Genomic DNA, 25,616 nt, shown 5'->3' on the forward strand with positions numbered 1-25,616 from the left:
TCCGAACATTAGCGTAGTGTTGAACAAGTATTGTTCAATTATTGCTCCAAATCCATGTCGTTATTATAAAACTAGCCCTCAATCTCCGTCAATAGCTATGTAAGGTATTTTTTGAACTCATGTTAGGTATACTTACAAGTTTGTACGTTTGTTCACAAATCCTCAATAAAAAAAGCTGAGATCCTTCTATTTATAAGGCTTTTTGAGAACGGTTACACAAAAAACAAAAAAACTTTGCCATCCTAAGACGACAAAGTTTGGTTTGATGTTATGTTAGATTTTCCACTCTACAAAGGCTTCTGCTGGTGCTTTTGGCGTATCAAACTGTTTGCCTACGATCGGTGCCAGCTTCTCTAGGTCTTTCAATAAGTTAGCGAATTGGTCCGGGAACAAGGATTGTACCCCATCGCCAGTCATCGAGTTATCTGGATCGGTATGCATTTCAACGATCAATCCGTTCGCGCCAGCCGCTACTGAAGCTTTCGACATAGGCTCAACCAGCTCACGACGGCCTGTTCCATGGCTCGGGTCAGAAATAACGGGCAGATGGCTAAGAGATTGAAGCACTGGAATTGCAGATAAATCAAGCGTATTGCGCGTGTAAGTTTCGAATGTTCGGATTCCGCGTTCACACAACATGACATTTGGATTACCGCCTGCCAAAATGTACTCTGCCGCATTCAAGAACTCATCATAGGTTGAGCTGAATCCACGTTTAAGCAGTATAGGCGTTTGAATCGTTCCAAGCTTGCGCAGCAAATCGAAGTTTTGCATATTGCGTGTGCCTACTTGAAGAATATCCGCGTATTCTGCACATACATCCACATATTCTGGCGTCATGACCTCTGTAATCGTCAGAAGGCCGTGCTTCTTGCCCGCTTCCGCCATCATAACAAGCCCTTCCACGCCTACGCCTTGGAAGCTGTAAGGCCCTGTGCGCGGCTTGAAGGCGCCTCCGCGCAGCACCTGTCCGCCAGCTGCTTTTACTAAACGAGCAATCTCGTCGATTTGCTCCGGTGTTTCAACAGCACAAGGTCCGCCCATTATAACAAGATTGCTTCCGCCGATTTTCACGCCTTTTATGTCAATAACTGTATCATCCGGATGAAAGTCACGGCTTGCTAGCTTGTATGATTTCGAAATTTTAATAACGTTTTCCACACCTTTCATTTGACGCAAATGCTCAGCAAGCGTAGGTTCTGCTTTGCCAATAATTCCAATTACCGTGCGATCCGTACCTCTTGATACATGTGCTTGAACTCCTGCTCTTTCAATATGAGCAACAATTTCTGTAATGCGTTCTTCTGCAATATTTGAATTCGTGATAACGATCATAGGGATCACTCCTAAATTTATTGTGGGATTTGGGCAAAAAAAATGTACAAACTTTTGCTTAATAAATGCATGGCATCGCACGAAGCGCGCCTCATTTTCTCATATCTCATTGGATATCCACTTTATGACTTTTATGCTTCGTAGCTTTTAAGCTTCTACGCTTTTAACCGCTAAAGTAAATATACAAGAGAAACTCATTTTCGTCAACCCCGTCATAATAAAAAGGAGATGAAACTCATTCATGATGCTTCTTCTGCATCAATCACTAGTCTCATCTCACTCTTCATGTTAGCTATTTATTCAGGTTTCTCTGCGGTTGCCGTTGCCGCTGGCGTCGACTTCACTCGAACATTAGGCAGCAGCTTATTCATATTGACCGTACGACGGATTTCCCATGTCTCCGGATTATTATGATCGTACTGCTCTAAATAAGTAATAACCTCTTTCGTAAGCGGCGTCGGTGTAGACGCACCAGACGTAACTGCGACACGATCGATGCCTTTCAGCCACTCCTGTTCAATCTCTGACACATCGGAAACTCGGTAAGCTTTCACTCCTGCTATTTCCTCGGATACTTGTGCTAGACGGTTCGAGTTGTTGCTTCGCGGATCGCCAACTACAATTGTAAGCTGCGCTTCGCCTGCTTGCTCTGCTACCGCCTCTTGACGAACCTGAGTTGCCATGCAGATTTCATTATGAACCTCTGCAGTAGGATAACGCTCAAGAAGCTTGCTAATCACATGACGAATATCCCATTGCGACATCGTCGTTTGGTTCGTTATAAGAATGCGCCCTTCCGGCACATTAAGCGCAGCAATTTCCTCTTCCTTTTCGATGAGGTGAACATGCTCCGGCGCAACGCCAATCGCTCCTTCGGGCTCAGGATGGCCCTTCTTGCCAATATAAATAATATGATAGCCTTCCGCCGATTTATCGCGAATGAGATCATGAGTTCTCGTAACGTCTGGGCATGTCGCATCCACAACGGAAAGCCCCTTGTCACGAGCACGCTGACGCACTTCTGGCGAGACGCCATGCGCTGTAAATATAACGGTGCCTTGTTCGATTTGATCCAAAATGTCGAGTCGGTTGGCACCATCAAGCGTAATGACGCCTTCCTGCTCGAATGCTTCTGTAACATGGGCATTATGGACAATCATACCTAATATATAAATAGGTCGCGGCAGCTCCAAGTTTTTGACCGTTTGCAAAGCCAGTACCATCGCGTCTACGACGCCATAGCAATAACCACGCGGTGATATTCTAACGATTTCCATTTATTGCACCTGCTTTCTGACCGGATATGCGTAACAGCTATGAATCCTTCATTTCATCCGTTGCTACTATTATAGACGAATGAGACGTGTCAGAAAAGCTAATTGGAAGCCAAATCGTAAACTTCGTTCCATTTCCTTCGCTGGTGAGCACTTCTACAGAACCTTTATGCTCATCAATAATCCATTTTGCAATGGATAATCCTAGACCTGTACCGACGGTAACTCCCCGTGATTCGTCCGCTCGATAGAAGCGATCGAAAATATGCGGGATTTCATCTGGATTCATCCCAATCCCTGTATCTTGGATAACGAAGCCGATTTGTAAATCCCTTCTGACCGCACTCAGCTCAACCGTACCCTCCGACGTATATTTGAATGCATTCTCAATAAAAATAAATAACAGCTGCTGCAAATAATTGTGATTGGCATTGACGCGCACCCCATCCAATGCCGATAGATCGCCAAGCTTCCATTCAGCTGTACGCGGGAGCAGCTGTGCTCTGCGCACAACCTCCTCTGTAAGTGGCAGCAGGTCAAGCGGCGTCTTCTCCATCGTATAACCCGCATCTGCTCTCGCAAGCGCAAGCAGATCATTAACCAGCGTACTCATACGAATCGCCTCAGCAGATATATCGCTCATCGCTTCTTTGGACATATCCCATCGATCCGAATCCAGCGGCAGCCACTCGCCCGTGTCGATATCTCTATTCGTCTCTCGAACTCGCGTCCACATCCGCTCGAGCAGCTCAATATTGCCTCGAATCGTTGTCAAAGGCGTCCTAAGCTCATGAGACGCGTCAGATACGAACCTGCGCTGCGCTTTGTAAGCTTCATCAAGCTCATTGTATGCCATCTCCAAACGCGCAAGCATCACGTTTAACGTACTCACAAGCCTTCCTATCTCGTCCTTAGGCCCCATGACAGGAATCCGCACACTGAGATCAGCACCATTTTCAATTTGCTCTGTAGCACGAATGACACGTTCAATTGGACGAAGTGCCTGACGTGCAATTAACAAGCCTATAGTAAAGGCGATAAGTACAACGATTAAAGAGGCGAAAATGAGCGTCGTACGAACACTGTGCATAAATTTTTCTTCATTGTAAGGGATTGCACCAACTTGAAGAAGGCCAACTAAAGTTCCATCATTTGTATAAATAGGACGTTGATGAATTAACATATTGTACTTTTTCTTATTAATTTCCACTCGTTTTTCGATTACTCCCTGCTCAGGCTTATCCGATGCTTCAGCATAAGGGAGGACAATTCCAAATTGATTTAAATTGTTTGACTGACTAATTGCACCTTCAATATAATTGACGATTTGAATATACATATCCTTCTCTTCAATTTGGGATTCTCGTCCCAAATTCAAATCATATTGATCCCAAAAAGTAGTTCCACCTCTAACGACGAGCTTTTGATCCTGTTTCTTTAATTGCTCCTTTAAATCAGAATAGGTATTCCAATTTAAGAAAACATAAATGGAAACGCCAAAAACAAGAAGTGTTACCGCAAGCAAACCCGAATACCAAAGCGTAAGCCTAAGCCTAATGGACATATGCTTAACCCGCCTCTCCGCGAAGCACATAACCGGTGCCGCGAACCGTCTGAATGAGTCGGTTTTTGCCTCCGTCCTCTACCTTTTGGCGCAGCATCGCGATATACACCTCCAGCACATTCGACTCCCCGCTGAAGTCATAACCCCAAATCTTCTCCATAATTGCATCTCTCGTAAGTACACGGCGAGGATTTTCCATGAATAGCAGCAGTAAATCGTATTCCTTGGACGTCAACTCAATTCGGCGACCCGAGCGAATCGCTTCTCTGGCATCCATATCCAAAATCAAATCCTCATAAAGCAGCTGATTGCTTGACTGCTCGATTTTATCGGCTTTGCGGCGCAGCAAGGCGCGTGTCCGCGCAAGCAGCTCCTCCAGCGCAAACGGCTTGACCAAATAATCGTCAGCCCCAAGATCGAGCCCTTTGACCCGGTCATTGATATCATCCTTTGCCGTCAGCATCATAATTGGCACCGTACTGCCTCCCTCGCGCACGCGCCGGCAAACTTCCCAGCCATCCACTTGAGGCATCATCACATCAAGAATGAGCAGATCCGGCTCCGTCTTAAGCAGCACCTTCAGCCCTTCCATTCCATTCGAAGCGGTAGTTACCTCATAACCTTCAAACGCTAGACTTCTGCGAAGCAAAGAAATAATTTTATCATCATCATCTACAACTACAATATGCTGTCTCAACGGCATGTCCCCCTCTATTTGCAGCAAAAAGCACAGAGCCTGCTGTCTCTCTGCGCTTTTTGTTTCAATCCATCATGTAAGGCATTATTGAGCGCCTGACGTATTTTTATCACCAATCTCAACCTTCAAGTTCATCGCACTGCCTTTGCGCAAAATGTTCAGCTCGATCTTATCGCCAACTTTTTTGGTTTTAATTTGATCAATAAGAGCTTGCGTGTTTGCGTACTTCTTGCCGTCAATGCCGACGATGACGTCGAACTGCTGCAATTCAGCCAAGTAAGCTGGTGAATTATAGTACACATTACGTACAATGGAGCCTTCTACTTTATCCATGCCTAATTGCTTCGCAATATCCGCTGTTACATCCTGCAGCTCTGCACCGATGTATGGAGCGGCTGGCTTAGGAATGGTCTTGTTGTTTTTAAGATTTTCCAGCACATCTTGAATCGTGCTCGTCGGAATCGCAAAGCCGATGCCTTGTGCTTGCGAGCTTACTGCCGTATTAATGCCAACGACCTCACCGTTCACATTCAGAAGCGGACCGCCAGAGTTGCCTGGGTTAATCGAAGCATCCGTTTGCAGCAAATGCTCGTATTTACGTGCTCCCTGTGTATCAGGGATATCGATCGGACGTTCTTTGGCACTTAATACGCCAACAGTAACCGTATGATCGAAGCCGTATGGGTTACCGATTGCAACAACCCAGTCGCCGATATTAATCGTATCCGAGTTGCCAAGCGGAAGCGTTGGGAACGCTTTGTCTCCCGTTACTTTAAGTACCGCTAAGTCTAAGTCATAGCTAGAGCCCAGCAATTCAGCCGTGAATGGCTTATCATAGCCTTGAACAATAACTTTGATTTGGTCAGATTCTCCGATTACGTGCTGATTCGTTAAAATATAGCCTGTTGAATCGAAGAAAAACCCAGTTCCGATGCCTGATTGCTGCATGTTGCCTTCTTCATTCTTTTGTCCTGCATCCGGCTGTGTCGTTCCAGGGTAATCATCGCCAAAAAATTGGCGGAAAAATGAATCATCGAGCATGTTGCTGCTATTGTTGCGTTTTGCCGTATTAACGAAGGTTTCGATTTTCACTACTGCTGGACTTGCTGTCTCGAACAATTTAGCGATGTTGTCTGGTCTATCCGCGACTGTTGCCGCACCGCCGTTGCTGGTCGTACCTGCAGAAGCAGTGGAACCCGATCCGCTAGATTGTGTATTTGATGTTAATGCGGCTTCTTTCGTGAACCAGTTGTTTAAGTCCGCTGTATACATCAAGCTGCCTACTACGAGAACACCTGCTAGAAACGATGAAAAAATGGCCTTAAAGGAAGTCCGGCGCGGTTCCCTTACTTGCCATGGCCCTTTGGAGGACTGCGGCGACGGTGTGAACGTTCGAATTTGGGATTGCATAGGCGATTGCGATCTTGCCCGTTCAGATTCCACAGTTGAATCCGATTGTACATTCGCTTCTTCTGCACTGGATGCCTGTGCTTGCGTATTGTGTGTATTTGTATTGCCGTACGGCTGATCTTGAATCAGCTTAGGCTTTTCCGATCCGTAGCCAGAAGCTGAAGGATTCCCGCCTTCTTGAGAATTCGCCTTATACGGCCCATACGAATAATAATAAGATGGCTTTGCCGGCTGCTCCGATGACTCATTTGAAATAGGCTGCGCGGAGTCATTTACGCTTTCGCTGTTATCAGCTGAGCCATGTCCCTCTTCATTTTTGCGGAAAAAGTCGTCAAATCCCTTTTTGTTGTTTTGATCGTCCATGTACGTTCTCCTCCTTGAATCTTATTGCATCATGCGTCCAATTGGCATTCTATCCGGAAACATGTTATTTGATATAGTTCTATCATGCACATTCTACCTTAAAACAAACTTAAAAGGAATTTAAACAGAAATAAAAAAAACGCTCCCAAATGATTTTGGCAGCGTTTTTTTTGAGTGCTTCTACGATGTGAATCAATGCGGAAAAAGCTGCTCTACTTCATTTAATGTTTCTTTTGCGCGATCAATCCACTGCGGTTCTACCTCAGCATCCGGATTCGACGGCGATTGGAATTGATCAAACAGAGCTCCGACTACACGTACCGATGCTTCCGGATCATTTCCTTCTCTGTACTCATGCTTAAGCACGTACGGTGTACCGAGTATAATCCTCGCTTCATTATCTTTTTCCCCAACATCAATATGACCAGCAATGACTTCAAAAGGTATGCGAAGCCAAATCTTATTCGCATCATCAAGCGCGCGGTCAAAGGAACCAGCAGCATACTCCCAGTTGCCGCCAAGCGTGAATTGCTGCGACTCCAGCAGCTCTTTCGTTTCTAAGAAATGTTGCTCCCGTGATTCCAGCACGGACGAAATGGGTATCATGAAGGCGTCTCCTTTGCACTAGCTTATTTCTAATCTCTTTTTGCTAGTAGGTAGTATACCCTTCCATTTCCATCTTTATGTGCGATTAGCCCAGCCCTTGCGATGGGCCAGCACGGCAAGCTGTGTCCGGTCGTCAAGCTCACATTTCATCAATAAATTGCTGACATGTGTTTTCACTGTTTTTACGCTTATATGCAGCTCTTCTGCAATTTCTTTGTTCGATTGTCCATCTGCAATAAGCAGCAGAACTTCCTTCTCACGTTCCGTCAACCCCTCATCACCAGACTGAGCGGTCTTCTGTCTTAAGCCTCTCGTTAACGCCTGCGATACGTCAGCAGTCATAACCGGCATTCCTTTGAATGCGCCGCTGATTGCATAAATAAGCTCTTCTGCAGAAACGGTTTTGAGCACGTAGCTGACAGCGCCAGCCTCTATTGCGCCATAAACCTTGTCATCTTCGAGGAAGCTGGTCAGCATTACGATTTTCATATCAGGAAAATGCGAGATAATCGCCCTTGTCGCTTCAATGCCATCCATGCCTGGCATCATCAGATCCATTAAAATAATATGGGGCCTGTCTTCATCCGAGCTTTCCTTAAGCATGTCAATTGCTGATTGTCCATTGCTCGCCTCTGCAATGACATGAAACTTTGGCTCCAGCATTAGATAAGTTCGAAGGCCCGTCCTTACCATATCATGATCATCCACGATCATTACTTTTATTAGTTCAGATGCATTCATTATTCATGCTCTCCCCGCTACATTTTTGGTATCGTAACCTTTACCCTCGTCCCGCTCCCAGACTTGCTCCAAATTTCGGCTGCACCGCCAAGCTTCTGTGCTCTCTCCTGCATCGTAGACAGTCCATATGAGCCGCGTCTCACCTCATCTACCTTGAAGCCAACTCCATCATCCTGCAAAATCATGCTAACCTGCCGTTCCGTATCTGCCATTGTCAGCGTGCAGCCCTTTGCGCTTGCATGCTTTACGATATTCGCCATCGCTTCTTGAACGATAAGAAAAAGCTGATGCTCCTTCGCTTCGGATAAACGCTCCTTCAAGCGCCATTCCAGCTCACCTTGCAAATTGTTTTGGCGGCAATAATCAGGGAACCACTTATCAAGCGCTTCATATAAAGTTCGACCTTCAAGCTCCATAGGCCGCAGCTGAGCGATGAAATTCCTCATTTGCTTCTGAGCCAAATTAGACATATTGACGAGCTGCTCGAGCACAGAATCCGCTCGTTCGCGATCAACCTGCTGCAGCTTTGGAAGCGATGAAGCGCACATATGGATAGCGAATAACTGCTGGCTTACCGTATCATGCAAATCCCTTGCCAAACGCTTGCGCTCCTCGAGCACTGCCGCTTCATTAGAAGCAGACTCCGTCATCACATATTCTTCGCCGCGAACTTGCAGCCATTTCATCTTTTCTTCCATCTGCTGAGCGAGCTCATTAAACTCACGATAAACCTCATTAAATGAATTATGTCCGCCCTCTGTAATCCGAACGCCGTAGTTGCCGTTTGATGCTTGCTTCAGCGATAAATGAAGCGTATCAATTCGGCGTCCAATGCGCTGTGCCGCCCAGTAACCGAACGCCACGCTGACAAGGAGGAAGACGGAGGCAGCCCCTAGGCGCACTTCCGTCTTATTGACTTCATCTAAGAGTCCATTCCACACCACCGCTCCAAGTATTAGAGACACGGTTGATGCGATGACAAACATTCCGATGAGCTCCCACTTTCCGCTCCTCAAAAACCGAACCATCATACTCGAATCACCCTACCTTTGTAACACGAACATCTCCGATAAACGTGCTGACGACCAGCTTAATTTTTTTGTTAGCTTCCTGATAAGTTGGCGATTGGATATTGATATTCGTAAACAATCCGCCTTCTTTCTGGCCAAGCACCTTCACATCGCCAATAAAGGCGCTTGATACAACCTGTACGCCTACTTCATAATCATTCGGAACGTATACCTTTACATCGCCAATAAATGATGATACATGAATTTTGGTTTCGCCCATGGATACTTGTGCCTTTGTTAAATCAAGCACGGTATCGCCGATGAAATGGGAAATATTAAGCGGCTTTAAATCCCAATAATCATGACCGATATGAATATCCCCAATAAACCCGGAGCGATTCTGCACATTGGAATCATTATGGTTCCACCATTCCACATGCTCCTTATGATTTCGTTTCCATTCTTTTTCATTTTTTTTGTATTCTGATTTATGGTGATTTTTCCATTCCTTATACTCTTTCTTGGTGGCAGAAAAATCATCATATGGTTTGTTTGATGCGCTTTCCTGCTTCTCTTCCTTAGTGTGCGTGTCCGCAGGCTGCTTCGTTGGATCAGGGTGAAGAGGCGGCGCTGGCGGAACAGACGCTTCATCTGTGTAAGGGCGGTATGATTTCCAATCATCTGTTGGCGGAGTTTGGCGTTTTGATCTTGGTCTCCAAATAATATTGATCCCGACTAAAATCACAACTATTGGCCAAATGTAAGGAATGATGTCGCCAATAGACCATGAGAACAAGTTTAAATTGCGTCCCAAAAATACACATCCGATTAATAGGACAATCGCGCCCCACCAGCTCGAACCCGAGCCGTACGTTCTGCTGGACAACAATCCGCGAATACCTACAATCATAACGATTACAGGCCAATAGGTAGAAAATAAATCTCCAATATCAAAGGTCACATGACCCGTTTGATTCAGTAAAAACAAGACGCCAACTGCAATGATGATTAACCCGGTGAATAACCGGTTTGCGAAGTTTCCGTTCATGCGGCACCAGCTCCTTACGATTCCATCGTCGTTTGATATTCTTAGTATAACGGACAACATGCAATAGAAAAAGGGACGACCGATTGAATTGTTAGTCAGTCTCTAGACTGAGCTTTTGTTGATTCTATCCATTTCAAACCTAACATGCGTCATGAAACGTAACGCAGAGCGTTGACATTGTTAACGTCTTCTATTTATAATGATGAACGGATTAAGAAAATAGAGACCGCTATGCATGAATATTAGGAATAGGAGATGAAGAAATGGACGTTATCGAACTGTCAAAAGGACTAGATACCATCTGGGTCGTTTTGACAGCAGCCATGATCTTGCTCATGGAGGGCGGTTTCGCATTGCTTGAAGCAGGGTTTGTCAGGCAAAAGAATGCCGTCAGCATCATCATGAAGGTTTTTGTCGACATCGCTTTCGGCGCACTCGTTTTTTACTTTTTTGGCTTCGCACTCATGTATGGGCAGGACGCAGGCGGAATAATCGGAACGACCGGCTTTCTCATCAACGGAGACCTGTCTCACATAAAACTAAATATTACGCACGAAACCTTTTGGTTATTCCAATGCGCATTCGTTATAGCCGTCATTTCAATCGTGTCGGGCGCAGTAGCGGAAAGAATAAATTTTAGAGCTTACATTTTACTCACTATTGCAATGACTGGCTTCATTTATCCGTTAGCCGGACACTGGGTATGGTCAAGCAGCGGCTTTCTTGGCAAGCTTGGCATGATCGATTTTGCAGGCTCTGCTGTCATTCATGCCTTAGGAGGTTTCTCCGCTCTCGCCGCAGCCATTTTCATTGGTCCGAGAATCGGTAAATTCAGTCCAGACGGCAAAGCCAATATCGTTCCGCCTTCCAACTTGCCGCTTGCTTCTGTAGGTGCATTCATTCTATGGTTTGGCTGGTTCGGGTTTAATGCAGGCAGCACACTTAGCGCTACAAACGGCTCAATCGGACATATTGCGATTACAACGATGCTCTCGGCAGCTGCTGGCGGCGCAACATGCATTCTGTTTACGATGTTCCGCTACAAGAAAGCAGATCCGCCAATGGTCATCAATGGCTCGCTCGCCGGCCTCGTAGGCATTACTGCTGGCTGCGCATTCGTATCTGACATCGCTGCAATTGGGATCGGCGCAGTATCCGGCATCGCGATGGTGCTGATCACTGAATGGCTCGAACGCAGGGAGATCGACGATCCAGTCGGCGCCTTTGCCGTACACGGCGTCAGCGGCAGCATCGGAACAATTGCAGTCGGCTTATTCGCACTTCCCGAGCTAACCGAGGGCGTAGGCAAGGGCTACTACGGTTTATTTTATGGCGGAGGCTTCAACTTGCTAGGCGTTCAAGCATTGGGGCTCGTAATGGTTTCCCTATGGGGCTTCGCTTTAACTTGGGGCGCACTATGGCTGATCCGCAAAATTATGCCCGTCCGTGTCTCCAAGGATGAGGAGCTCATCGGCCTCGATGTTGGCATTCACGGCGTTCCCGCATACAGCCAGGAGCATGATTTCCTCGATTATGATCGCTTAAAAAACAGCAAATAAACATAAAGAACCGCCCAAGCCGGAATGGCCTGGACGGTTCTTTGCTATTATTGCGAATGATCATTCCATTAATCGTTCATCTCATTGGCCAGCTCATAGGATACCGTTACAATATCGCTTGGAGCTGCTACGTTTTTGATGGAGCGAGCACTTTCGATTTCTAATCTTAGCGCACGGACCTTCTCCATCGGTTTTCTTACAAAATGAATATATTCAACGGCCAGATGATGATCAGGCTTCCTGCCAGTCAGCATTCTTCGAAGAGTAGACATCGATTGATACGCACGGTCTTCCATCAGCCTTCTTTTCTCATAACGCTCAACCATCTGTTCAATTTCAGCTATTTCCTGCTCTTTCTTAGCAACGTAAGCATCAATAAAAGGTAAAACCTCGCCCGCTTTACGATGATGGGCAGCAATTACAAAGCCTGAATGAATGATCGGATCTGTCATGAGTATTCACCTGTCTCGTCATGTTATTATTTCTTACATATGTAATCATACAACAAACCGAGGTCATTTGAAAACTGTTTTTTATTAGATTAAAATAACGGTGTGATGAGCAGAGGATAATAAAAAGAGGAACCGATATCGGTTCCCCATTGTTTCCTTCTCATGGCATAGCAAAAAAATATTACTTCTCAGCTTTTTGCTGAGCATTATTTGCCGCTTGTTTGTTAGCAGCGTTATTTTGGTTAAACTCTTCTGCGAATTCTGCATTGTATTGATTGTTTTGGGCTTTGTTGTTTTTGTTTTTAGCCATTGTATTCACCTCCCCGTTTCATTGATAGTATGGCATTCTTGCCGCTTATTATACGACTCCTTTACGATTCTAAATAAGTCTGTGGAATAGGCTTTCCAGCCTCTATAGCCAAGTTGATTTTGTTCAGCCATGCCTGCGAAAGCTTGCCCGTTCCCATACGCAGCACCTCTACATGAACGGTACGCTTGCCCCACTGCTCGTACACCTGCTTGATCGTTTCAAAATACAAGTCGATGCGTTTTCCCTTAATCGCTGAACCCGTATCAGCCACCACGCCATAGCCATAGCCGGGTATATAGAGCAGCGTCCCAATGGGAAACAGCCTCGTATCCGCCGCAATCGTTGAGACTTGATCCCTGCGTACCTTTACGCCCGAATAGGTGATTCCGTATTGTGGATGCCCAGGCCGTTTACCGGTCGATTCTACGCCAGCTGTGTAGCCTGTAGCAACAACTTCAACCTTTTTCGGCTTCGTGCGCGCAGCTGCCTCTGACTTGCCGAGGTTGTCGCTTTTGCTTGCAACAGGGCTTTGCTCAGGTGCTGATGCATCAGCATGAACCGTATCGCCGCCCTTTGTATCTAAACCAATTACGATAACAGTTAGGAGCAGCAATGCCGTTAATCCTTTTTGAATATAAAAAAAGCTTGTAGCCATCTGGGTACTTCCTCCTCAGAAGAATAATGCCCCGATGGCTCAAGCTTTATGCGTTACTTATTATTGTTCTTTGTTTGCGATCTGCTTTTGCAGCTGCGAAATCAGCTCTGCAACTGGAATAGCGCCAAGATCGCCTTCACCGCGTTTCCTTACGGAGACGGCTTCAGCTTGCATTTCATTCTCGCCCACTACGAGCATGTAAGGCGCTTTCTCCAGCTGAGCTTCACGAATTTTGTAGCCCAGCTTCTCATTGCGCAAATCACTTTCTACACGAATGCCGTTTTCTTGCAGCTGCTCGGCAACTTTACGCGCATATTCCTCATAAGCTGTCGATACTGGTATAACTTTCGCCTGTACTGGCGACAACCACAATGGAAGCGCCCCAGCAAAGTTCTCAAGCAAGAAAGCTGTCATTCTTTCCATTGTGCTTATAATGCCGCGGTGGATAACGACCGGACGGTGCTTCTTGCCATCATCGCCGACATATTCAAGCTCGAAACGCTCAGGAAGCAAGAAATCAAGCTGTGCAGTCGACAACGTTTCTTCTTTGCCAAGCGCCGTTTTAATTTGAACGTCAAGCTTAGGACCGTAAAATGCAGCTTCGCCTTCAGCCTCGAAGAATGGAAGCTCCAGCTCCTCAACCACTTCACGCAGCATTCGCTGTGACATTTCCCACATCTCATCATTTTGGAAATACTTCTCTGTATCCTTAGGATCACGATAAGATAAGCGGAAACGATACTCTTTAATTCCGAAATCTTCATACACTTTGCGGATCAAGTTAACCACGCGTGCAAATTCTTCTTTGATTTGATCCGGACGGCAGAAGATATGCGCATCATTTAGCGTCATGGCACGTACACGGTGCAAGCCTGTAAGCGCGCCTGACATTTCATAGCGATGCATTGTGCCAAGCTCAGCAATCCTAACAGGCAGGTCGCGGTAGCTGCGCATGTCGCTTTTGAACACCATCATATGGTGTGGACAGTTCATTGGACGAAGAACAAGCTCTTCGTTGTCCATAATCATTTTTGGGAACATATCCTCGCTGTAGTGCTCCCAGTGGCCGGAGGTTTTATAAAGCTCCACGTTCGCAAGCACCGGCGTATAAACATGCTCATAGCCCAGTCTTTCCTCAAGATCCACGATATAACGCTCCATTGTTCTGCGAAGCTTCGCGCCATTCGGCAGCCATAGCGGCAAGCCTTGGCCAACCTCACGTGAGAATGTAAACATTTTTAGCTCGCGGCCTAGTTTACGGTGATCGCGTTTTTTAGCTTCCTCGAGGAAGTGAAGATGCTCATCCAATTGTGCTTTCTTAGGGAAAGCTGTTCCGTAAATACGCTGCAGCATTTTGTTTTTGGAATCTCCGCGCCAGTAGGCACCAGCAACGCTAAGCAGTTTAAAAGCTTTAATACGGCCTGTAGATGGCAAATGCGGTCCACGGCATAGATCGAAGAACTCCCCTTGGTCATACATCGTAATAACTGAATCTGCGGGAAGATCACGAATAAGCTCCAGCTTCAAGTTATCATCAAGCTCAGTGAAAATCGCAAGCGCCTCGTCTCTGCTAACTACACGACGACGAATGTCGATGTTTTGCTGAACGATTTTTTCCATTTCCTTCTCGATCTTTACAAGATCCTCAGGCGTCAACGATTGCTCCATATCAATATCATAGTAGAAGCCATCTTCGATTACCGGACCAATTCCGAGCTTAACATTAGCATTGCCGTATATCCGTTTGATCGCTTGTGCCAGCAAGTGAGCTGTACTATGGCGGTATACCTCAAGGCCGTCTGCCGAATCTACAGTAACGATTTCAATTGCAGCATTGTTCTCGATAGGTGTGTATACATCGACTACTTTGCCATCGATTTTTCCGGCAATCGCATTTTTACGCAAACCCGAGCTGATCGAGCCTGCTACTTCTTCGATAGTTGTGCCAGCCGCATATTCTCTTACCGCGCCATCTGGCAAAGTGATTTGAATTGTCATTTTGGTTCATCCTCCATTTTGTCCGTAAGCGAATTACGCTTCCATTCATCATTTCAAGCAAAAAAATAGCACAAAAAAAGCACGCATCCCTAAAAAGGGACGAGTGCTTGTGTGCTCGTGGTTCCACCCTACTTCGACTGCTCTTTATTCCTAACGCAGCAGTCCTCGTATTATCTGGTAACGGAGATTTCCGGTACAGCATACTGCTATAGCGCTCAGCTTCTTAAGAAACCTGCTATAGGTTGGGCCATACAGCTTCAAAGGGGTACGCCTGTGGACATTGTGGAAGGAAATTACAGCCAAGTTTCCTCTCTCTGGACCAAATATCATAAACAGACACATGTCTTTTTCATTGCCGATTACATCGTATATGTGTGTCATTATAGCTCGACTTACGCGTTTGGTCAAGGCTATAAGCTTCAAATAGACAGTAATTTCGTTAATTCGCCTATGGCTGAACGAGTTCATCAAGGCTGCTGCTGCAGGATGCGCATTGCGTGCAAAGCGTGACACGCTGGTCAAAAATCGTTTGAATCGTTCGAATCACTTGCATATCCTGCTGCCTCGTATGAATCGTAATATGCTTGGGAGATACAGCAATCAGCGAGCTGATTACCATGTCTTCAATGTTCATTTCCGTTTCAAGCATTTCGGCTACGATACGATCGGTTGGAGGGTTCGGATCAAGCGGTTGAAACTTTTCGTCATAGAGCATGAATTCATGACCGCCCTTATGCAGCAAATGCACCATAGGCAGCTTTGTATCTTGAAGAAAAACAAAATATTTTAACAGGGAAATAAACTCCTGATATTGTTTATCGAGCACATACTCATCTAATGCGTATTCCACAACTTCTGCTAGTTCTTTACGATAGGGCTCAAGCCTGAAGGTTGTAAACCCCTTTACATTAAGCTCCGTGTTATCCTGCAAAAAAAGCTCGACCTCTGCAGCCACTTTGCTTTTCCTTCTTAGGCGATCCGCATCCAAAAATCTCGTACCAAGGCTATCCCATTCTTTCCCATGCAGCAAATCATGACAATACCGCTCAATAGCAGCTGTATCGGCTGAACTGTTGTGGCGATACTTTCTGCGAATAATAGCAGCAAGCATCCCCGGCTCCATCTCACTTACCACAAATTCAGCTATGGCTAGTGACGCCGCTTTATATACGATGTGACCATGCGTTTTTAACTGAAAATTTGGCAACACCGCTAGACAGCTTATATTTTGATCCGATACCTGCTGAAACTCGATGACGGCTGTTTGCTCCGTTTTTGAGCCAATATGTAAATCGACGAGCGCTTGTTCCTTCAACAATTGAGTTAGTTTATTAACCGACTTTTGGAGACTTGCAGGTAACGATACCGTGAATAGCTCCATCAGCTCACCCCTTTCTTTCCTTATCAGTATATGGTGACGCGTTCGGGGATATACGATGAAGACATTGGAATGTAAGGGAAGCAAGCATACAAAAAAACGTTTGCCGAACTTCCCACTATGCAGCGAGAAGTTCAACAAACGTATTGATATCGGTCTAAAAAGCATTAATTTTGCATAACAAAATCGAGATCTGCTTTATCGGATTCATTGTAAACCTTCAAAATATTATATTTTGTATCCCGTTGAGCCGGAATTTTGCCGCACTCGCGAATAAGCTGAAGAATAAGTTCAATGTTCACTTTATGTGTTGTTCCAGCTGCTGAAACGACATTTTCCTCAATCATGGTGCTTCCGAAGTCATTGCAGCCATAAGACAGTGATAACTTGCCCATTTCAGGCCCCATCGTTACCCAAGAGGATTGGAAATTCGGAATATTATCAAGCATGATTCGGCTAGCAGCAACAATACGCAAATATTCCTCTGGCTTTGCTTTCTCAAGCTTCAGGTTTGTATTGTCTGGCTGGAAAGGCCACGAAATAAACGCCAGGAAACCCGTCGAATCATATTTGTTCGCGATGCACTCATCCTGAGCATCACGGATGCGCAGCATATGTAATGCGCGCTCTTCAACGGTCTCGCCAAGGCCATAAACCATCGTTGCAGTCGTATTCATACCATGACGGTGTGCAGATTTCATCACATCCATCCAGTCCGTCCAAGAACCCTTCATGCGGCTGATCTTGCGGCGAGTGCGATCGTCCAAAATTTCTGCGCCGCCGCCAGGCAAAGAATCAAGTCCAGCATCATGCAGTTGTCTAATCACTTCATCGAGAGAAAGGCCATCTGATACAACCTTCATCTTCTGAATTTCCGCTGGAGAGAACGAATGCATCGTTATGCCTGGGAAATGCTGTTTAATTTTGCGAAGCAGATCCAAATAATACGTAAACGGCAAATCTGGATTCGTACCGCCCTGCATCAAAATTTCAGTTCCACCCACATCGATCGTTTCTTGAATTTTGCTCAAAATCGTATCGTCAGGCAGTACATAACCCTCTTTAGAGCCTGGAGCGCGATAAAATGCGCAAAAACGGCAATAAACATCACATACGTTTGTGTAGTTTACATTTCGACCAACAACAAAAGTCGTTATTGGATCTGGATGATGCTTGAGCATAATTTGATTAGCTACATGCCCCATCTTTTCAATCTGATCCGAAGCTAATAATTCCATGCCTTCTTCGAGCGAAACACGCTCGCCGCGCAACGCTTTATCCAAAATATGGTCCAACGTTCCCATTCCGCAAGACCTCCTTATTTCCGTTCTATTTATGCTAACCATCACTTCATCCTAACATAGATCTCTAGTGCAAGTCACCCGCCGTATGATGGCATCTCGCCCTGAAATAAGGAAAAACACGGCATGTTCGTTAGAACATCCGTGCTTTCCTTTCTTTTAGTCCCATTTAGGCACGAAGCGCATTATCCAAATCTTCAATAAGATCCTCAATATCCTCTAGACCAACTGAGTAACGCACCAAGCCGTCCGTAATGCCGCGTGCATGACGCACTTCTCTTGGCATTGCTGCATGCGACATCATAGCTGGGTAAGAAAGAATGCTCTCTACTGCACCTAAGCTGACAGCTACTAAAGGAATTTGAACCTTGCTCAGCAAAGATTTGGCACGCTCTCCACTTCCAACATCGAAGGATACAACAGCTCCATACCCAAGCGACTGCTTCTCATGTATTGCCCGGCCGGGATGATTCTCTAAACCAGGATAATAAACCGCTGTTACTTCCTTATGCTCCGACAACCATTCAGCTAGTCTGCGAGCGCTTTGTTCGCTATATTCCATCCGAGCTTTCAATGTTTTCATGCCGCGCATCAACAGCCATGATTCTTGGGCGCTCAGAACCGTTCCCATTCCGTTTTGAAGCTGTTTCAAGCGTTTGCCTAATCCTTCATCTGCGGTAACTGCAAGCCCAGCCAGCACATCGCTGTGGCCGCCTAGAAACTTTGTCGCACTATGCAGGACAATATCGACGCCATGCTCGATTGGACGCTGATGATACGGAGTCATGAACGTATTATCAAGCAGTGTAAGCAGACCATGCTCTTTGGCCCAAGCTGTCGTTTCTGCAATATCTGTGATTTTGAGCGTCGGGTTGGAAGGCGTCTCCATAAATACAGCTTTTGTATTTGGCTTAAGCGCCGCCTTAACCGCTTCAAAATCCGTCATATCAACAAAAGTAGACTCAATGCCCAGTCGATCCAAAATCGTCGTCAGCAAGCGGTAAGTTCCGCCGTAGACATCCTCTGTTACGATGACATGCTCACCTGCAGAAAGCAGCAAAAACGTGGTTGAGATTGCAGCCATGCCTGATGCAAAGGCGAAGCCGCGAGCACCGCCCTCAAGCAAAGCGATATAATCCTCTAGCGCTTGGCGTGTAGGATTGCCCGAACGGCTGTAATCATATTGAGGCGGATTGAAAATATCATGATGATGGAACGTTGAAGCTTGATAAATAGGTACGCTTGAAGCTCCTGTATGCTCGTCAATTTCTGCTCCGAAATGCAGGAGCTTCGTTGCAAACCGGCGATCTTGAGGTTGAATTTTGTCGTTGCCCATTAGTTGTTAACCTCCTCAATTTCGCGTTTGGCAGCTTCGAGTGCTTGCGCCAAGTCACTGATCAAATCATCTGCATGCTCAATTCCTACGGAGAAACGAAGCAGACGGTCGTCAACGCCTATCGCTTGACGAATTTCAAGCGGAATATCAGCATGCGTCTGAACCGCTGGGTAGGTCATCAAGGATTCAACTCCGCCCAAGCTCTCAGCAAATGCAATGAGCTTAATGTGACGAAGAATTGGCTCCACATAACGAGCGTCCTTTAATCGGAATGAGAAAATGCCAGTATTGCCGGATGACTGTTTGTTCTGAATTTCATGGCCAGGATGGTGAGGCAATGCCGGATAATAAACATCCTCAACGGCTGAATGCTCAAGCAAATAATTAGCAATTGCGGTAGCATTATATTGGTGGCGCTCCATACGGAGCGCGAGCGTCTTCATTCCCCTCATTAGAAGCCATGAATCCTGAGGCCCGAGCACCGCTCCAATTGAATTGTGCAGGAAGGCCATCTCATCCGAGAGCTCCTTGCCTTTGGTTACAATAAGACCAGCAAGAACGTCATTGTGACCACCTAAATATTTGGTTGCGCTATGAATGATAATGTCAGCACCCAGTTCTATAGGACGTTGGAAGAAAGGCGTAAGCAGCGTATTGTCTACAATAGTAAGCAAGCCTTTTGATTTCGCCCACGCAGTTACTTTCTCAATATCCGTAATCATCATAAGCGGGTTAGTTGGCGTTTCGATAAGTACCGCTTTTGTGTTCGGCGTCCATAATGCCGCCATCGCATCGATATCGTTGGTATCCACATAAGATGCCGTCACACCAAATCTCGACATGATCCGCTCCAACAAGCGATAAGTACCGCCATATAGATCAAGAGATACAATCAAATGATCGCCCTGACTAAATAAGGCGAATATCGTTTGCAGCGCGGCCATGCCAGAGCTACAGGCAAATGCCGCATCGCCAGCTTCTAATTGTGCAGCCGCTTCTTCTAATACCGCTCTCGTTGGGCTTTTGGTACGCGCATAATCAAATCCTGTACTCTGTCCCAGCTTAGGATGACGAAATGCTGTTGATTGGTACACTGGAAAACTTACCGCTCCAGTTACAGGCTCTTTAACAGATCCAATCTGTGCTAAATGGCTCTCTATCTTCATCTTTATATAGCGCTCCCTTATTATATGGTTTTAAATGCCTCCACCCAAATCATACGGTGTTTGCTGGTAAACATAATAATTAAGCCAGTTCGAGAATAACAGGTTGGCATGCGCACGCCATGTTGACACCGGCGGGTTAGCTGGGTTATCACCTGGGAAATAATTTTTTGGTACATCTATTTGGTGCCCTTTGGCTTGATCGCGATCATATTCATATTTAAGTGAAGTTGGATCATATTCGGAGTGGCCTGTAACGAAAATTTGTCTGCCGTCTTTTGAAGCCACGATGTATACGCCCGAGTCCGCTGATTCCGATAAAATATCGAGTGAATCAAGCTTCTCGATGTCCTCGCGGCGTACCTCTGTGTGACGAGACTGCGGCACAAAAAACATTTCATCAAAGCCTCTCAGCAAATTAACATTTCGTTTTTCAATCGTGTGCGGGAACACACCAAACATTTTGCTGTCCAAGCTGTATTTGGGAACATTAAAGTGATGATAGAGCCCAGCTTGTGCGGCCCAACAAATATGGAAAGTTGAAGTTACGCGCCTTGCGCTCCAATCCATAATTTCTTTCAGCTCTTCCCAGTAGTTTACATCCTCAAAAGGCATATGCTCTACCGGCGCGCCTGTAATGATGAGGCCATCATAATATTCATCCGAAATTTCATCGAATGTTTTATAGAAGGATTCCAAATGATCGGCTGAGGTATTTTTTGATGTATGTGTTCTTGGATGCAGCAGTACAACCTCAACTTGTAGCGGCGTATTGCCGATTAATCTAAGCAGCTGCGTTTCGGTTGTTTCCTTGGTAGGCATTAAGTTCAAAATCGCAATTCTGAGCGGCCTAATATCCTGATGGTAGGCGATGCTCTCATCCATGACGAAAATGTTCTCGTTGTTTAATACCTCTTTGGCTGGTAAATTGTCAGGCACTTTAATTGGCATAGGTATCACTCCTCTAGAAGCAGTATGACCGCTTGAACATGAAAAAGACCCTTTCTGCTGTGAGAAAAGGTCGTATGCTCAGTAAATAAGCCATCCGCCTCTCTCATCTCTCAGAAACATTAAAGTTTCCGCAAGAATTAGCACCGTGCGTTTTACACGCCGGTTGCCGGGCTTCATCGGGCTAGTCCCTCCGCCTGCTCTTGATAAGAAAGTAGTCTATTCAATTTTCCGCGGTTTCATTTCACCTTCACTTTAATGCATTCTGACAATTGCGTCAAGATCCTCTATTCATATCCTTGACATTTTAATGAAAAAAACGATTGTTTTTAGGCTTGAATGTAAAGCTGACGCGGGAGTATACTAGACAAGAATTATTTCATTTATTTGACTTATAAAGGGGTGYATATGGACATGGAAGGCGACCGACCGAAGCCTGAAAACGATCGAATACGGTTACTGCCGGCCAAGTCCGATTCAGCCGGCAGTTTCCTCTGAAGAAAGAAAGGAGTGACTCCGGATGAAAATCCGCCTTGTTAGCAATGGCATGTTCACCACTATTGAAGATATTAACGAAACACTTATTCCCTCGAAAGAAGGATTTTACTGGATTGACGCTGATGTGGAGGATCTTGCTATTTTACAGCCCCTATTCAGCATGCACGATCTGGCAGTTGAGGATTGCCTCAGTGAAGAGGAGCAGCGTCCAAAAATTGAAATTTACGAAAGCCATTATTTTATCGTAATCAACAGCATACGATTTGATGACGAAGAAATCTTCCTAAGGGCACTCAATATTTTCCTTGGCCGCCACTTCATAATTACGGTCACCAAGCAAAAAATTAACGAGCTTCGTTCTCTAAAGCCTGTGCTGTGGGAACAAGAGGTTAGCCGGCCCGATTATTTCTTGTATCATCTCGTCGACATTGTTGTCGATAATTATTTCCTCGTTGGCGATCGCATTGATACGCGCATCGAAGCGCTTGAAGAAGATATATTAATGCATACTAAGAAATCGCATTTGAACGAAATCATCGGTCTCCGCGGTGAAATATTGTGGCTGAGGAAAGTGCTCGGTCCACAACGCGACGTCATTGCAACGCTTAACAAAAAAGATCTGAAGCTCATTGACGATCAACTGCAAAAATATTTCAGCGATATATACGAGAACGCCTTGAAAATTGCCGAGTCCTTCGATACGTACCGCGATCTCATGGGCAACTTACGCGAAGCTTATCAGTCCAGCGTATCCAACCGTGCTAATGAAATTATGCGCGTATTTACAGCAATTACGACTATATTCATGCCGCTGACCTTTATAACCGGCATCTATGGGATGAATTTCGATTTCATTCCAGGCCTTCACCTTCGCTTAGGATCATATATTTTACTTGGCATCATGCTGCTGCTTGGCATAAGCATGTTTTATATTTTCCGCAAAAAAGAATGGCTCTAGAGACCTGTGCCATATTCATTACAGAGCTGCACTCGTACGGGCAATTTATGCCGAACGAGCTGCAGCCTTTTTGCTGTAATGGCCGCTATCCTTTATAATAGTAGAATATAAGTTTGAGCATTAAGTACCTATGAGAGGGGGATTGACGTGAATATTAGTCAGCTTGAAACACTCCTTACGATATCCAAAACGATGAGCTTCAGGAAAGCTGGCGAGCTGCTGAATCTCACACAGCCTGCTGTTTCGGCACAAATCAAAAGCCTTGAGGATGAATTCAAAACGATTCTCATTAATCGCAATCAGCCAGTTACATTAACAGAACACGGACAAGTTTTTTTGGAGCATGCGGAGCAAGTTCTTTCAATCGTGGAAGAACTGAAGCAGAAGCTTTCCGATATGAACCTTACGCCGCAAGGACACATATTACTCGGAACTACGGCTTCAATAGCGATTCAGATTTTACCGCGCGTGCTATCCTATTTTCAAAACCAATTTCCTTTTATTAAAACAACGATTCATTCCATGCCCTCATCCCAAGTTATGGCCAGTGTCGAGAACGGGTCAGTCGATATAGGGATTACATATCTTTCTGAAAAAAATCCGAACGTTTCCTCCTCCGTCCTTTATTATGATACATTCGAGCTCGTCGTCCCTCCTTCCCATCCCATGAGCAGGTTGACGCATACGACAGTTGATACGCTTAAGGACATTCCAATGATTATGCTTGCTCCAGACACGCTTGGCAGGCGATTTGTCGATCAAATTTTTCGTAAATACAATATTCAGCCCAATATCGTAATGGAGGTTTCCAGCAGCGAGGAAGTGAAGCGCATGGTTGAAATTAATTTAGGCGCCGCAGTCGTATCCAAACTTTCGATAGCAAACGAACTCCGTATGGGTACACTAAAAATGATAAAGGTCAACGAGCTTGAAATAAGTCATCCCGTTGGCGTGGTTTATAAATCAGGCCGTTACATCAATACCGCACTGAAGCAATTTTTAAGTGATTTAAAAGGCATGCCTGAGCATCAATTCATTAGCAGCGAATAGTCGACAAGATGCTTCCACTAGACAAACAACTAGGAGAGATAAAAAATGAAATTCGACTTACATACCCATCATTTTAGATGCGGCCACGCCGACGGCAATATCGAGGATTATATTTTAGCCGGAATTGAAGCAGGGCTTCAGGTTATCGGTATCTCGGATCACTCCCCCTTCTTTTATCATGAGAATGATCAGCCTTCGCCAGGCATTGCAATGGCAAGAAGCGAATTCACCAATTATGTTAATGAAGTATTGCGGTTGAAGGAGAAATACGCAGGCAAAATCGAGGTTATGCTTGGAGTAGAATCCGATTTTTTTCCCAAATATGTAGACAGCTACAAAAAAGCCTATGAGGGCGTGCCCTTCGATTATATCATTGGTTCTGTTCATCAAGTTGGCGATGTCAGCATATTCAATCGCAATCGCTTTAAAAACTTAAATGAACAGCAGCATATTGAAGTGAAGCAAAGCTACTATGAGCTTATCAAACAATCTGCACGCAGCGGCATGTTTGATATTTTGGGGCATATCGACGCGATGAAGGGGTATTACCCTGCTTTCTCCGATATACCAGCTACAAAGGAAATTGACGATGCTTTGCAGACGATTGCCGAATGCGGCGTTTCCATAGAGATTAATACATCAGGCAGCACCAAAGATGTAGGCGGATGGTATCCATCGGATGCAATCTTGGAGCGAGCACTTCATTTTGGCGTAAATGTGACGTTTGGTTCGGATGCGCATAAGCCAAGCAGAGTTGGCGAAGATTGGGAGCTCGTGCAGAAAAGGCTGAAGGAAATCGGCTTCTCGCAGTGGGTTTTTTATCGCAAGCGCCAGCAAGTTATTGTACCGATATAAGAGCTCATGAGGGGCTTTAGACAAAAAAAAGTGGACCTGCACGTCGCAGGTCCCAAAAGGATATATTAAAAAGGGGGTCTTGTTTATTATAATAGCCCACTAATGTAATGAGACGATAACAGAACTATTTCATTTGTGTAACAAATTTGAGGGGTTGGAAAACGATGTGGCTCATTACAGCCATCAGCAGCGCTGTTTTATTTGGACTAGCAGGCTGGTGGATGAAAGTATCACAAATGCGGGGCGGCTCTACAAGAACGCTGCTGCTCGGATTGTATGCTTCTGGAACGTTAGGTTTTGGAGTGCATGCGGCGCTTGAAGGAACGTTTTTCTTTCTTGCTGATCCGAGGGTATGGATTGCAGGCATCATAATAGGAGCAGGCTCAGCATGGGGAAACGCATTGTTTATGAAAGCATTGCATTTTGGACCCGCCAGCTTGACCTCTCCCCTAACGAATATGAACATTATCTTAGTTGTCGCTTTAGCGACCTTGTGGTACAACGAGCCGCTCAGCGCTTCGGAGGCAATAGGCATTACGCTGCTTCTGCTTGCTGTCGTCTTTATTGCTCATAAACGAAAGGAACCGTTCACGATTATAGAAAAAAGATGGTTCATTCTCGTCTTTTTGGCAGTCGTGCTATTTGCGCTGCGCAATGGCGGATTAAAGGTCACCGATGAATTGGATCTTCCTAGCGCCCCGATCCTGTTCATCGCTTATGCCCTCTCTCTCTGCTGGTTTCTCATCCCGGTCAAAGCGACCGCTGCACGTTCTGCAGAGCGAACTGGTCTTTGGCTCGGTATTGTTGCGGGTCTGTTCTCATACGGAGGATTGCAGCTTTATGCAGTCGCGATTGCTACTGGACAAGCGAATCTTGCAGCGCCTATCTTTGCTACGAACAGTCTTGTCGTAGCAGCTGGCGCTATTATATTTTATAAAGAGAAGTTGACGATCCTGCAGTGGACAGCCTTTGCTTGTACCATTCTTGGGTTGATTGTTATTCGATTGTAATTAGCGAACGCTTTTCCTGTATTTTCCTAACTTTTATATAGTAAATATAATATACGATCAAACAATCGCATTCCCACTGAAATTAACTTACTTTTAG

Annotated in this window: 23 protein-coding genes and 1 riboswitch; of the genes, 5 read left to right on the plus strand and 18 right to left on the minus strand. The window is 45.4% G+C overall.

The features are described 5' to 3' along the window. Positions 1-273: 273 nt before the first annotated feature. The 9 genes from aroF to liaF form a co-directional block, all read right to left on the minus strand. Positions 274-1,335: a 3-deoxy-7-phosphoheptulonate synthase gene (gene aroF, locus AB4Z45_RS05545; protein WP_441908262.1), complete on the minus strand. Its 1,062-nt coding sequence runs from the start codon at positions 1,333-1,335 to the stop codon at positions 274-276. A 296-nt stretch (positions 1,336-1,631) separates the two neighbouring features. Next, on the minus strand, positions 1,632-2,612 hold the full coding sequence (locus AB4Z45_RS05550) for a 4-hydroxy-3-methylbut-2-enyl diphosphate reductase (protein ID WP_441908263.1): 981 nt from the start codon (positions 2,610-2,612) through the stop codon (positions 1,632-1,634). A 37-nt stretch (positions 2,613-2,649) separates the two neighbouring features. Continuing rightward, entirely contained in the window at positions 2,650-4,173 is a 1,524-nt protein-coding gene (locus AB4Z45_RS05555; protein ID WP_441908264.1) for a sensor histidine kinase, read from the minus strand. Between the two features lie 4 nt (positions 4,174-4,177). Beyond that, the gene (locus AB4Z45_RS05560) at positions 4,178-4,870 is read right to left on the minus strand and encodes a response regulator transcription factor (RefSeq protein WP_076267601.1); all 693 of its coding nucleotides are present in this window, start codon (positions 4,868-4,870) and stop codon (positions 4,178-4,180) included. Positions 4,871-4,954: 84 nt separating this feature from the next. Beyond that, positions 4,955-6,643, minus strand: coding sequence for a S1C family serine protease (locus tag AB4Z45_RS05565; RefSeq protein WP_441908265.1), 1,689 nt, complete (start codon positions 6,641-6,643; stop codon positions 4,955-4,957). 192 nt (positions 6,644-6,835) lie between these two features. Next, positions 6,836-7,249: a YugN family protein gene (locus AB4Z45_RS05570; RefSeq protein WP_076267599.1), complete on the minus strand. Its 414-nt coding sequence runs from the start codon at positions 7,247-7,249 to the stop codon at positions 6,836-6,838. A 75-nt stretch (positions 7,250-7,324) separates the two neighbouring features. Beyond that, positions 7,325-7,990 carry a response regulator gene (locus AB4Z45_RS05575; protein ID WP_441908266.1) on the minus strand — a complete coding sequence of 222 codons (666 nt, stop codon included), beginning with the start codon at positions 7,988-7,990 and terminating at the stop codon, positions 7,325-7,327. 17 nt (positions 7,991-8,007) lie between these two features. Next, positions 8,008-9,021, minus strand: a complete 1,014-nt coding sequence (locus tag AB4Z45_RS05580) for a histidine kinase (RefSeq protein ID WP_430060077.1) — start codon at positions 9,019-9,021, stop codon at positions 8,008-8,010. A 7-nt stretch (positions 9,022-9,028) separates the two neighbouring features. Further along, the gene (gene liaF / locus AB4Z45_RS05585) at positions 9,029-10,048 is read right to left on the minus strand and encodes a cell wall-active antibiotics response protein LiaF (RefSeq protein WP_441908267.1); all 1,020 of its coding nucleotides are present in this window, start codon (positions 10,046-10,048) and stop codon (positions 9,029-9,031) included. 263 nt (positions 10,049-10,311) lie between these two features. On the opposite strand from liaF, the gene AB4Z45_RS05590 reads away from it, so the two are divergent. Then, entirely contained in the window at positions 10,312-11,607 is a 1,296-nt protein-coding gene (locus AB4Z45_RS05590; RefSeq protein WP_441908268.1) for an ammonium transporter, read from the plus strand. A 68-nt stretch (positions 11,608-11,675) separates the two neighbouring features. Here the strand turns inward: AB4Z45_RS05590 and AB4Z45_RS05595 are convergent, their stop codons facing one another. The 9 genes from AB4Z45_RS05595 to metA all read right to left on the minus strand — a co-directional run bounded on the left by AB4Z45_RS05595 (position 11,676) and on the right by metA (position 21,151). Beyond that, positions 11,676-12,059 carry a hypothetical protein gene (locus tag AB4Z45_RS05595; RefSeq protein ID WP_441908269.1) on the minus strand — a complete coding sequence of 128 codons (384 nt, stop codon included), beginning with the start codon at positions 12,057-12,059 and terminating at the stop codon, positions 11,676-11,678. Positions 12,060-12,240: 181 nt separating this feature from the next. Further along, complete coding sequence (locus AB4Z45_RS05600) at positions 12,241-12,369, minus strand: hypothetical protein (protein ID WP_256710855.1); 129 nt, start codon at positions 12,367-12,369, stop codon at positions 12,241-12,243. A 61-nt stretch (positions 12,370-12,430) separates the two neighbouring features. Next, a complete protein-coding gene (locus AB4Z45_RS05605; protein WP_441908270.1) occupies positions 12,431-13,024 on the minus strand; it encodes a 3D domain-containing protein in 594 nt (197 codons plus the stop codon). A gap of 60 nt (positions 13,025-13,084) precedes the next feature. Further along, positions 13,085-15,022, minus strand: a complete 1,938-nt coding sequence (gene thrS / locus AB4Z45_RS05610; RefSeq protein WP_076267592.1) for a threonine--tRNA ligase — start codon at positions 15,020-15,022, stop codon at positions 13,085-13,087. Positions 15,023-15,470: 448 nt separating this feature from the next. After that, positions 15,471-16,403, minus strand: a complete 933-nt coding sequence (ytxC, locus tag AB4Z45_RS05615; protein WP_441908271.1) for a sporulation protein YtxC — start codon at positions 16,401-16,403, stop codon at positions 15,471-15,473. A gap of 164 nt (positions 16,404-16,567) precedes the next feature. Then, the gene (gene mqnC, locus AB4Z45_RS05620) at positions 16,568-17,704 is read right to left on the minus strand and encodes a cyclic dehypoxanthinyl futalosine synthase (RefSeq protein ID WP_076267590.1); all 1,137 of its coding nucleotides are present in this window, start codon (positions 17,702-17,704) and stop codon (positions 16,568-16,570) included. 166 nt (positions 17,705-17,870) lie between these two features. Beyond that, a complete protein-coding gene (locus AB4Z45_RS05625) occupies positions 17,871-19,037 on the minus strand; it encodes a trans-sulfuration enzyme family protein (protein ID WP_430060067.1) in 1,167 nt (388 codons plus the stop codon). Further along, entirely contained in the window at positions 19,037-20,203 is a 1,167-nt protein-coding gene (locus AB4Z45_RS05630) for an aminotransferase class I/II-fold pyridoxal phosphate-dependent enzyme (protein WP_441908272.1), read from the minus strand. The genes AB4Z45_RS05625 and AB4Z45_RS05630 overlap by 1 nt, the downstream gene beginning before the upstream one ends. A 30-nt stretch (positions 20,204-20,233) precedes the next feature. Next, positions 20,234-21,151 carry a homoserine O-acetyltransferase MetA gene (gene metA / locus AB4Z45_RS05635; RefSeq protein ID WP_441908273.1) on the minus strand — a complete coding sequence of 306 codons (918 nt, stop codon included), beginning with the start codon at positions 21,149-21,151 and terminating at the stop codon, positions 20,234-20,236. A 100-nt stretch (positions 21,152-21,251) separates the two neighbouring features. Continuing rightward, positions 21,252-21,361, minus strand: a riboswitch (SAM riboswitch). 307 nt (positions 21,362-21,668) lie between these two features. Here metA and corA point away from each other — a divergent pair. The 4 genes from corA (at position 21,669) to AB4Z45_RS05655 (ending at position 25,519) form a co-directional block, all read left to right on the plus strand. Continuing rightward, the gene (gene corA, locus AB4Z45_RS05640; RefSeq protein WP_076267586.1) at positions 21,669-22,604 is read left to right on the plus strand and encodes a magnesium/cobalt transporter CorA; all 936 of its coding nucleotides are present in this window, start codon (positions 21,669-21,671) and stop codon (positions 22,602-22,604) included. A gap of 147 nt (positions 22,605-22,751) precedes the next feature. Then, positions 22,752-23,654 (plus strand): LysR family transcriptional regulator, encoded by a 903-nt coding sequence (locus tag AB4Z45_RS05645; protein WP_076267585.1) that lies wholly within the window; start codon positions 22,752-22,754, stop codon positions 23,652-23,654. 45 nt (positions 23,655-23,699) lie between these two features. Then, positions 23,700-24,509 (plus strand): histidinol-phosphatase, encoded by an 810-nt coding sequence (locus AB4Z45_RS05650; RefSeq protein ID WP_441908274.1) that lies wholly within the window; start codon positions 23,700-23,702, stop codon positions 24,507-24,509. 164 nt (positions 24,510-24,673) lie between these two features. Further along, positions 24,674-25,519 (plus strand): EamA family transporter, encoded by an 846-nt coding sequence (locus tag AB4Z45_RS05655; RefSeq protein WP_441908275.1) that lies wholly within the window; start codon positions 24,674-24,676, stop codon positions 25,517-25,519. Positions 25,520-25,616 lie beyond the last annotated feature (97 nt).

Source organism: Paenibacillus sp. MCAF9, from assembly GCF_052114265.1.
Taxonomy (GTDB): Bacteria; Bacillota; Bacilli; order Paenibacillales; family Paenibacillaceae; genus Pristimantibacillus.